Origin of the sequence: Sphingomonas adhaesiva, assembly GCF_002374855.1 — a bacterium.
In the GTDB taxonomy this organism is placed as follows: domain Bacteria; phylum Pseudomonadota; class Alphaproteobacteria; order Sphingomonadales; family Sphingomonadaceae; genus Sphingomonas; species Sphingomonas adhaesiva.
Genome location: NZ_NWVC01000022.1, coordinates 1 through 9,822, shown reverse-complemented (window position 1 = coordinate 9,822; position 9,822 = coordinate 1). Strand labels below are relative to the sequence as shown.

At 63.3% G+C, this 9,822-nt stretch carries 11 protein-coding genes and 2 pseudogenes; 6 read left to right on the top strand and 7 right to left on the bottom strand.

Annotation, left to right across the window (positions count from 1 at the left end; all coding sequences use genetic code 11):
* Positions 1 to 114 precede the first annotated feature (114 nt).
* A pseudogene (locus COA07_RS17390) lies at positions 115 to 552 on the top strand (IS5 family transposase); the annotation flags it as partial.
* Between the two features lie 36 nt (positions 553 to 588).
* Here COA07_RS17390 and COA07_RS17385 read toward each other — a convergent pair.
* From COA07_RS17385 to COA07_RS17370, 5 genes are all read right to left on the bottom strand, one after another.
* Entirely contained in the window at positions 589 to 882 is a 294-nt protein-coding gene (locus tag COA07_RS17385; protein WP_037093999.1) for a putative quinol monooxygenase, read from the bottom strand.
* A 111-nt stretch (positions 883 to 993) separates the two neighbouring features.
* Complete coding sequence (locus COA07_RS17380; protein WP_066711387.1) at positions 994 to 1,734, bottom strand: SDR family oxidoreductase; 741 nt, start codon at positions 1,732 to 1,734, stop codon at positions 994 to 996.
* Positions 1,735 to 1,752: 18 nt separating this feature from the next.
* Entirely contained in the window at positions 1,753 to 1,920 is a 168-nt protein-coding gene (locus COA07_RS18380; protein WP_157085237.1) for a hypothetical protein, read from the bottom strand.
* A gap of 10 nt (positions 1,921 to 1,930) precedes the next feature.
* Positions 1,931 to 2,227: a putative quinol monooxygenase gene (locus COA07_RS17375; protein ID WP_062126405.1), complete on the bottom strand. Its 297-nt coding sequence runs from the start codon at positions 2,225 to 2,227 to the stop codon at positions 1,931 to 1,933.
* A gap of 71 nt (positions 2,228 to 2,298) precedes the next feature.
* On the bottom strand, positions 2,299 to 3,093 hold the full coding sequence (locus COA07_RS17370) for a type 1 glutamine amidotransferase domain-containing protein (RefSeq protein ID WP_061780455.1): 795 nt from the start codon (positions 3,091 to 3,093) through the stop codon (positions 2,299 to 2,301).
* Between the two features lie 113 nt (positions 3,094 to 3,206).
* Between COA07_RS17370 and COA07_RS17365 the strand changes: the two genes are divergently transcribed.
* Together COA07_RS17365 and COA07_RS17360 are read left to right on the top strand one after the other, a co-directional pair.
* Positions 3,207 to 4,142: a LysR family transcriptional regulator gene (locus tag COA07_RS17365; protein WP_066711388.1), complete on the top strand. Its 936-nt coding sequence runs from the start codon at positions 3,207 to 3,209 to the stop codon at positions 4,140 to 4,142.
* 84 nt (positions 4,143 to 4,226) lie between these two features.
* On the top strand, positions 4,227 to 5,243 hold the full coding sequence (locus COA07_RS17360; protein WP_066711389.1) for a zinc-binding alcohol dehydrogenase family protein: 1,017 nt from the start codon (positions 4,227 to 4,229) through the stop codon (positions 5,241 to 5,243).
* A gap of 218 nt (positions 5,244 to 5,461) precedes the next feature.
* On the opposite strand, the gene COA07_RS17355 is transcribed toward COA07_RS17360, so the two are convergent.
* Positions 5,462 to 6,370, bottom strand: a complete 909-nt coding sequence (locus tag COA07_RS17355) for a LysR family transcriptional regulator (RefSeq protein WP_066711390.1) — start codon at positions 6,368 to 6,370, stop codon at positions 5,462 to 5,464.
* Positions 6,371 to 6,461: 91 nt separating this feature from the next.
* Here COA07_RS17355 and COA07_RS17350 point away from each other — a divergent pair, with 91 nt between their 5' ends.
* Genes COA07_RS17350 through COA07_RS17340 form a run of 3 tightly spaced genes read left to right on the top strand, consistent with a single transcriptional unit; the run spans position 6,462 to position 9,024 of the window.
* The gene (locus COA07_RS17350) at positions 6,462 to 7,301 is read left to right on the top strand and encodes a DODA-type extradiol aromatic ring-opening family dioxygenase (protein ID WP_245842224.1); all 840 of its coding nucleotides are present in this window, start codon (positions 6,462 to 6,464) and stop codon (positions 7,299 to 7,301) included.
* A 29-nt stretch (positions 7,302 to 7,330) separates the two neighbouring features.
* Positions 7,331 to 8,185, top strand: a complete 855-nt coding sequence (locus COA07_RS17345; protein WP_066711391.1) for an SDR family oxidoreductase — start codon at positions 7,331 to 7,333, stop codon at positions 8,183 to 8,185.
* Between the two features lie 47 nt (positions 8,186 to 8,232).
* Positions 8,233 to 9,024 carry an SDR family NAD(P)-dependent oxidoreductase gene (locus COA07_RS17340; protein ID WP_066711392.1) on the top strand — a complete coding sequence of 264 codons (792 nt, stop codon included), beginning with the start codon at positions 8,233 to 8,235 and terminating at the stop codon, positions 9,022 to 9,024.
* 671 nt (positions 9,025 to 9,695) lie between these two features.
* On the opposite strand, the pseudogene COA07_RS17330 reads toward COA07_RS17340, so the two are convergent.
* A pseudogene (locus COA07_RS17330) lies at positions 9,696 to 9,822 on the bottom strand (IS630 family transposase); the annotation flags it as partial.

Here is a 9,822-nt window from a genome sequence, read left to right as displayed (position 1 = left end):
CTGCAGCTATTCTTGCCAAGATCGATCCCGAGCACAGAAATGTCCATGACCTTCGCTCCTTCCGCAAACGACCCGCTGTCGTGAAGCGACAACGGTTCAGATAAGGGGCGAGCCATCCATAAAGGGGATCTCGGCCGCCTGATCGGACGCACGAAAGGCGGCATGAACACCAAGCTTCATGCCGTCGCCGACGCGAACGGCCGCCCCTTGAGCTTCTTCGTGACCGCCGGGCAGGTTAGCGACTACACCGGTGCGGCAGCCGTGCTGGACGACCTGCCAAAAGCGCAGTGGCTGCTCGGCGACCGCGGCTACGACGCCGATTGGTTCAGGGACGCTCTCCAAGCCAAAGGCATCCAGCCATGCATCCCGGGCCGACGATCGCGCAACGAGCCGGTCAGATACGACAAGCGCCGTTACCGGCGTCGAAGCCGCATCGAGATCATGTTCGGCCGCCTCAAGGACTGGCGGCGCGTTGCCACACGCTACGATCGCTGCCCCACGGCCTTCTTTTCCGCCGTCGCCCTCGCTGCCACCGTCATCTTCTGGCTGTGATCAACGAGTCCTGACCCTAGGGTGCCGACCGCTCCGCTATTTTGCGGCCAGCAGGGTAAACTTGTGAATTTGCGGCGGTTCAGAAAACAGTTCTTCTGCCTTGTCCATCAGTGCGGCGGCAACCTTGCCGTCAAGGTGGGCCTGCCGATCCTCCTCTGTGTCGAACGTATCGAAGATCGCGTACGCACCGGGACCTTCCTCGATCGCATACCAGGTCAGAGTGCCCGCCTCAGCTTGAACGAGCGGCAATGCCGAAGTCAGGAAATTGGCGACATCACGCTCTTTTCCGGGCTTGGCCTTCAGTGGTACATACAGGGCAAGTTTGGGCATAAATGACTCCTCAAGTGAAACCGACAGTCATTATTCGGCAAAGTAACGGAAGAGCGGGCCGGTACGTTCCCCATGAGGCGGAGCACACGCGGCCCCGCCTCCTCGTCGAAATCAGAACTGCTGTGCGGTCGGCCGGATGACGATCGCGTTGACGTCGACGTCATCAGGTTGTTCGACAGCGAACGCGATAGCACGCGCCACCGACGCTGCAGGGATGGCCTGCTTGTAGAAGTCGAGTACCGTCTCGGCAGCCGTGCCCGACGTCGTGAACTTCAAGTCGCTTTCGACGGCTCCGGGCTCGATAGACGTGACACGGACCTTTTCGCCCACCTCCTGGCGTAGGCCCTCGCTGATCGCGCTGACGGCGAACTTGGTGCCGGAATAGACCGTGCCGCCCGGGGCGAAGACCTTGATGCCGGCGACCGAACTCAGGTTGATGATGTGGCCGCTGCCCTGCTCCAGGAAGCCGGGAAGAGCCGCGGCGATGCCGTAGAGCGTGCCCTTCAAATTGACGTCGATCATCTGGTCCCACTCGTCGGTGTTGACCTCGGCCATCGGACGGATCGGCATCAGACCGGCGTTGTTGATCAGTACGTCGAGACGGCCGAAGTCGGCGACGATCGCGGCGACGACGGACTGGACCGCCGACTTGTCAGTGACGTCGAGCGCATAGGCGCGTGCCGTTCCGCCGTTCTCGGTGATCTGCGCAACGACCTCGTCGAGCTTGTCCTTGCGCCGTGCGGCGATGGCGACCTTCGCACCGCGTTCGGCGAGAAGACGCGCGGTCTCGGCGCCGATGCCGGTGCTCCCGCCGGTGATGAGAACAACCTTGCCTTCGATACCTTTGGTCATGACTGTGTTTCCTTCACTTCAGATGTTGATTTTTCGCTGGGTCGCGGCCCCGCGCCAGCGGGTAGCCGCGTGGATGAACGAGGCCCATAAGGCCCGCGCGAAGCGCAGGCCGATCATCCGCAGTTCCTCTATGTAGAACGGTTGTGCCAGCAGCGCCGACCCCACCCATTCTTTAAGCTTGCCCATGGCAGCACCCTTAGGTCGCGGAGACGGGGTTGAGGACAAACGCGGCGCGCTCGGCCAGATCGCCGATCTGAGAGAGGTAGTTTTGGAAGTGGGGCGTCGCGCGGTGGGCGGTAACCGCATCCGCGTCCGCGTACAGCTCGTCGAGGACGAAGCGGTTCGGATCGCTCTGGTCCTGCCAGAGATCGTAGCGCAAATTGCCCGGTTCGGCACGGCTTGGCTTTAGCATGGCGTCGAGCAGAGCGCGCAGGCGGTCGACGGTATCCGCACGGGCGGTTAGGACGGCGACGATCTTCACGTTGGCGGTCATGGCACCATATCCTGTCCTGGTTATATCCGAAGCGGGGCGCATCCTGAGCGCCCCGCCCGTCATCCTGGTACTCACGCAGCGGCGCGATCGAGGGCTTCGATCAAAGCGTCGGCCATGGCTTGGTCCGACGCCGGATTCTGACCCGTGATCAGCTCCCGGTCCACGACGACATTCGAAGCGAAGTTCTTGTCGGTGACAGAGACGTCGCCACCGGCCGACCGCAGCGCCTTTTCCATGTCGAAGAAGAGCTCGCCCTTCAGCACTTGCTCCTCAGCGATCTTCTCCTCGCTCGCCGAGAAGACGGTCATGCGGTAGCCTGAGTAGATCCAGTCTCGCGCCAGATCGGCCGCCCCGGCGTCATCGCCTTCCTCCAGCGCCTTGCGGAAGGCCGGAGCATCGTCGAGCGTAGAAACAACGACCACCGGTCCGTGGCAGAGGAGCGCGGTCGGCTTGGCCGCCGCGTGGAAGTGACGGAGGATCGTGCCCGCATCGCGGTCCTGCATCAGATCGACGATGGGCGCGTGACCTCCCGGCACGAACACGCCAACGAAGCCGTCCAGACCCTCGTCGACGACCGATTTCAGCGTGCGGACGTCGTTCATGGCCGGGTGGCTGGCGAAGAAGTCCTTGGCGCGCTGGTATGCCGCCTCATCACCGCCAAAGTGGTCCTTCGTGTCGGAACCGGCGTCGATGTGCGGCTTGGTCCCATTGGGCGTGGCGAGAACAATATCATAGCCGGCGTCGAGCAGTGCCAGCGCGGGGACTGCCGTTTCGTTGAGATACTGACCGACCGTTGCGGTACTGCCGCCACGCAGACCGAGCTGTGTCGCGTTCGATCCAAGAACGAGAACCTGACCCTTGCTCATCTGAACCTCCATGTTCGCGGCGCCTGTCGCCGATGGATGGGAAATGGGCCTCGTTGATATATTCTAGAAGTTTATCTTTCTAATGTCAGATATACGTCTGACAGGATGACTGCATGCGCTACGATCTGAACCTGCTGCCGATCTTCGTCGCGTTGATGGAGGAGCGCAGCGTCACGCGGGCCGCCGAGCGAATGGGCATGACACAGCCCGCCCTGTCTAATGCCCTATCGCGTCTACGACTGATGCTTCAGGACCAACTGTTCGTCCGCGAGCGCTACGGCATCCAGCCGACCCCGATCGCGCTTGAACTCTCACCGCTGATCGCCGAGGCACTCGCCCAGCTCGACGACGCGGTCCTCGGTCAGCAGGCCTTCGACCCCGCACAGGCCGAACGGCTCTTCACGATCGCGCCAAACGGCTATGTCGAGTTCGTCCTCGTCCCCGCTATCGTGGCGCGCTTGGAGAAGGTCGCCCCCAGCATAAAGCTTCGTCTGACGCCCTACGGAAACGATCTTGTGGAAACAGGCGTCGTGTCAGGCACGACGGCGCTCGTGCTGGGCCGCATCGTCGATCCGCCCGACAACCTCGTCGTCCAGCACCTGATGGACGAAGGGCTCGCCTGCGCCGTCCGTGCCGACCATCCGGGCGTCGGCGATGTCATGACGCGCGAGCAGTTCGAGACGATGAAGCATGTCAACATCGTGCCGCCCGGACGGATGCGCGCCGGGCTGTTCCAGGCGCTGGCGCAACAGCAGCTGAAGCGCGACGTCGCAATCTCCGTGACAAACTTCTTCGCGGTAGCCGAGATGGTGGCGGTGACCGACTATTGCGCCACCTTGCCCTCGCTCATCTGCAGGCGGCTGATGCACGACCCCCGGCTGAAGATCCTGCCGGCTCCGGTCGACCTTGGCAGCTTTCCCGTGGAAATGGCTTGGCACGTCCGCTATCGGCATGATCCCGCACACCGCTGGCTACGGGCTCTGATCGGCGCGGTCATCACCGACCTCACGGGGAAGACGGCAGCGGCAGCCACGCCGTCGCCAGCCTGAGGACGATGTCTAACCGCTACGTCGCTTGTGCGTATCCCGTAGGTGACAAAGTTCGCTATACAGCCCCTGACGATAGGATTTATCATGCGCGCAATCGGCTACCAGCAGCCCGGAACGATCGATCGCACGGAAGCTCTCGTCGATATCGAACTTCCCGATCCCAACGCTACAGGCCGTGATCTCCTCGTCGAGGTCAAGGCTGTCTCGGTAAACCCGGTTGACACGAAGGTGCGCGCTGGCTCGGGTTCGATCCACGGTGATTGGCGTGTCCTGGGTTGGGATGCCGCCGGTGTCGTTCGCGCTGTTGGCCCTGAAGTGCGCGGTTTCGAACCGGGCGACGAGGTGTTCTACGCGGGCAGCATCGGCCGCGAAGGCACCAACGCCGAGTTGCACCTGGTCGACGAGCGCATTGTCGGGAAGAAGCCGGCCAGCCTCGATTGGGCAGAGGCAGCGGCGTTGCCGCTGACGGCGATAACCGCGTGGGAGGCCCTCTTCGAGCGGTTGTCCGTGCGTACTCCTGTAGCCGGTGCAGCACATGCGCTGTTGATTGTCGGGGGTGCCGGCGGGGTAGGCTCGATGGCAATCCAGCTTGCTCGCCAAGTGCCCGAGCTGATCGTCATTGCGACAGCCTCGCGCCCTGAAACGCAGGCCTGGGTGGCCGAGCTCGGTGCGCACCATGTCATCGATCATCGCCAGCCGCTGGCTCGGCAAGTGGCGAATTTGGGCATTGGCGCGCCGGCTTTCGTCTTCTCGACCACGCACACCGACGAGCATATCGAGCAGATCGCCGAGCTGATCGCCCCGCAGGGACGTTTTGCACTCATCGACGACCCCAAGACACTCGATGTCGTACCGTTCAAACGCAAGTCGGTGTCGACCCACTGGGAGTTTATGTTCACCCGGTCCATGTTCGAGACCGCTGATATGGAAACGCAGGGTCAGATCCTGTCGACCATCGCCAGCCTCGTGGACGCCGGCGACGTGCGCACCACCCTCACCGAACGGTTCTCCCCCATCAACGCCGCGAACCTCAAGCGCGCGCACCAGGCGCTTGAGAGCACTACCGCACGCGGCAAGATCGTCATTGAGGGGTGGCAGTGATGCGGTTCACGCTCACCCGCAACGTCCGCCGCGCCCGCGGCCCCCGCTGCACCAACTGAAAGGGACCAAGCCTCGGCGTTATCGATGCCAGCCATGTGCGGTTGGGGGCGTCGCTTTCGCTGGGTCACTGATATCTACAATCATAAAAGACCGTGATGTTTTGAGATAGCAGACGCGGTCCTCGGGTGAAAACTCGGGACGTCTGCTAGCTCGGCCTCTCACCAATCGGTGCCACGAGCGGGGAGTGCTTCGGCTAAGAAGTCAATCCACGCCCGCGTCTTGGCGGCGGGGCGCCGCGTCGGGTGTGTGATGGCATATGCCGCTCCCAGAATCATAGGCGGCTCGTCCAGCTCAAGCTCGCTCAATTGGCCGGCGCGAAGCGCCTCTGCCGCAATAAAGCGTGGCCCATAGACCAGCCCTTGGCCCGCGATGGCAGCGCGAACCAAGGCCTCGCCATTGTCGGAACACATCGATCCTGAGATCGGCACCTTGATCGTCCCGTCTTTGCCGAACGCCCACGATGTCGTTCCTGCAAGCGACGCGTTGGTGTGGCCCAGACAATCGTGATCGCCGAGATCGGCCAGGCGGGTTGGCGTTCCCCGCCTCGCCAAATAAGAGGGGGCGGCACTTAACACGACGCGCATCGCCACGAGCTTGCGGGCAACAAGCGCACTGTTAGCGAGGCGCCCGATCCGTACGGCGACATCCCAACGTTCTTCCAGCAGGTCGACGTAACGATCGTTGAAGCCCAGTTCGATCGTCACCTCGGGATGACGTTTGGAGAAAGCAGGGATGAGTGAGGCAAGGTGCAGAACGCCGAAGGTGGCCGGCGCACTGACGCGCAGCAGCCCCTGCGCGGTGATCGACCGCGACGATGCCTCCGCCTCGGCTTCGCCGATCTCCATCAGAATACGTTCGGCTTTCTCGAAATAGTCAGCGCCCGCCTCGGTGAGCGAAAGTCGACGGGTCGACCGCTGCACCAGCGTGGTGCCAAGCCGCGCTTCAAGAGCATCCAGGTGCTTGGCCGCCATCGCAGGCGACATGTGCAGATCGCGTGCGGCAGCAGAGATGCCACCGAGCCTGATCGCCCGCACGAACACGTCCATACCCGTCAACCGATCCGCCATGACTTCCTACCCGTGGTTGAAGCTGATCCTTCTACGCGAGCGATTATCATTGCGCGATATCGGGCACATATCCCGGTCGACAGATCGAACGATGATCCAGGCCGCCTCCGTGGCGCCTGCACCGGAGTGTATGACCATGAGCGTCCAGCCCACCTACTTCATCCCGCATGGCGGCGGCCCCTGCTTCTTCATGGAGGATCCGCGCGGTGTGTGGACCGGTATGGAAGCGTTCCTGCGTAGCCTGCCTAACACGCTCGCCGAGAAGCCCAAGGCCATCCTCGTCGTATCGGGACATTGGGAGACGGACGGCTTTGCCTTCACCGGCGCCGAGCGGCCTGAGCTGATCTACGACTATTACAACTTCCCGCCTCACACCTATCAGCTGCGCTACGACGTGCCGGGCGCACCCGCGCTCGCCGCCCGTGCCGCGGCCCTGCTCAAGGATGCGGGCATCGCCTCGACTGTCGACCCGAAGCGCGGCCTGGATCACGGCGTGTTCGTCCCCCTCAAGGTTGCTTTTCCGGATGCGGATATTCCACTGATCGAGATGTCCGTCGAGCGCGGGCTGGACCCGGCCCTCCATATCGCTGCGGGCCGCGCCCTTGCGCCGCTGCGTGAGGAGGGCGTGCTGATCCTGGGTTCGGGCATGAGCTTCCATAACATGCGCGCCTATGGCGATCCGCGCTCGACGCCCGGCTCGCAGGCGTTCGACCAGTGGCTGGCCGAAAGCATGGAGCTGGAAGGCCCGCAGCGGGCCGAGCGTCTGGCGCACTGGGCGGACGCGCCCTCGGCGCGCTTCGCCCATCCCCCGGCCAAGGAGGAGCACCTGCTGCCCCTGATGGTCGCGGCCGGCGCGGCCGAGGGCGAAGGTGCCCGGGTCTATGCCGAGGAAGTCCTGTCGACCGCCATTTCCGGCTTCCGTTTCAACTGATCTCAACGCGTCATCGAAGGAGAAATGTCATGACCATCGCCGTCACCGGCGCGACCGGGCAGCTTGGCCGCCTCGTCGTCGAAAGCCTGAAGCGCAAGTCGACCGGCGAGCCGATCGTGGCGCTGGTGCGCTCGCCCGAGAAGGCCAGCGATCTGGGCGTCGAGGCACGCGCGTTCGAATACGCGAAGCCTGAGACGCTCGCTCCGGCACTGGCCGGGATCGACACGTTGCTCTTGATCTCGTCGAGCGAGGTCGGGCAGCGCGAGGCACAGCACCGCAACGTCATCGAGGCCGCCAAGACGGCGGGCATCAAGCGTATCGTCTACACCAGCCTGCTGCACGCCGACCGATCGCCGATTAGCCTAGGCGAGGAGCACCGTGCGACCGAAGCGCTGCTGGCGTCCTCCGGTATCCCGACGACCCTCCTGCGCAATGGCTGGTACACCGAGAACTACACCGGCTCGATTCCCGCAGCCCTGGAGAATGGCGCGCTCGTCGGCAGCGCTGGCGAGGGACGCCTGTCGCTCGCGACCCGCGCCGATTATGCCCAAGCCGCAGCCATCGTGCTGACCAGCGACGGCCATGAGGGCAAGACCTATGAGCTGGCCGGCGACGACGCGGTGACGCTCGCCGACCTTGCCGCCGAGATATCGCGCCAGACCGGCCGCGACATCCCGTACCGCGACCTGCCGCAGGCCGAATACGCTGCGATCCTGAAGCAGGTGGGCCTGCCCGAGGGCTTCGCCGAGGGACTTGCGGCATGGGACGTCGATGCCTCGAACGGTGCGCTGTTCGATGACGGCCACCAACTCTCGAAGCTGATCGGGCGCCCGACGACATCGCTGGCCGATGCGGTGCGGGCGCAACTCGCCGCGCGGGGCTGACGTTACGTAAGTCCCCGACCGATAACGATCATCCCTGGAGGCACCGCATGAACATCGACCTTTCCGGCAAGACGGCGCTCGTGACCGGTTCGACCGCTGGCATCGGCTTGGCGATCGCGAAGGGGTTGGCGGCAGCCGGGGCGATCGTCGTCCTGAACGGGCGCGACGAGAACCGCACCCAGGAAGCCGTCGCCAAGCTGAATCGTGAGGTCAGGGATGCCGAGGTGCGCGGTGTGGCCGGAGACGTCGGAGCGGAAGCCGGATGCGATGCCATCGTATCCGCGCTTCCGGCGGTCGATATCCTGGTGAACAATGCCGGCATCTTCGGCCCGCAAGACTTTTTCAAAACGCCTGACGAAGAGTGGGAGCGCTTCTTTCGGGTCAACGTGATGTCAGGCGTACGCCTGTCCCGGGCATACCTGCCGGGAATGCGTGACAAGGGCTGGGGTCGCGTGCTGTTCCTGTCCTCGGAATCCGGTCTGAACATCCCGGCGGACATGATCCACTACGGCGTGACCAAGACCGCCGACCTTGCCCTGTCGCGTGGCCTGGCCAAGCGCATGGCGGGCACGGGTGTAACGGTGAATGCGATTCTTCCCGGTCCAACGTTGTCGGAGGGTGTAGCCGAGATGCTGGCGGATGCGGTCGCCTCGGGCAAATCGTTGGAAGAGGCCGGCGTCGATTTCGTCAAGGCGCATCGTCCATCCTCAATCATCCAGCGTGCTGCCACGGTCGAGGAAGTCGCCAACCTGTGCGTCTACATCGCATCTCCACAGGCGTCCGCGACCACCGGTGCGGCGCTACGCGTTGACGGCGGTGTGGTGAATACGATCGCCTGACTTTCAGTTTGTCCTATCCCGATTGGGAAGGGCGGCCAGCACCACCAATGCGCGAGTTGCACGACAGACGGCAAGGCGGGTGCCGTTTCCCGAACTGCTTGTCGAGCGTGGCGAAACGGAAAGCCAGACCGCCAGAAAATCGACCGGGGCTGTTGAAAAATGCGCCGCTGGTGGCCGGTTCGGTTGAGGGCGAGATGACACCCCAAGGTTTCGGGATCCCGTCTCGCATGGGATCCCAATCGGTACGGGGGCCGCGGTAGCCAACGTCAGCTATGCGCCTTGCTTTACCCAAAAGCGGCCGGTCCGCTAACCACCATTCTAGTCCAACTCACGGTCCTTTTTCCGTGCGGAAAGAACCTTAAGAAAAAGCCGCCAAATTCACGCGGAGTCTGTTTGAGATCTAAATGTATCAAGGACCATCGAGCACCTACCCCAGGAAGACCGCTGCCGATAGGCACTCGCCGCAGGACGGCAGCGTGAAGCTGTCCGGTTAGAAGCCGTGGCCGGGCAGAGGGTAAAGATCGTCAAGCCGCGATCATCGCCGGAATAAGCGGTCGAGCTTCGCTTGGGCAAAATACGCCGACGCCTTGCGCAGGATCTCGTTGGCCTGTCGCAGCTCGCGGACGTCGCGTTCCAGCGCCTTCATCTTGTCAGCGACCTCGGTCGGGACGCTAGTCACCTGAATCCGAAGTTCGGCGCATTGTTTTCTGGCAGAAGCGTTTTACCGAGGCGAGGATGTCGTCGGCGGATTTGACCCATTTATAGGGTTTGGGTTTCTGGTTGTGGGCGGTGATGAAG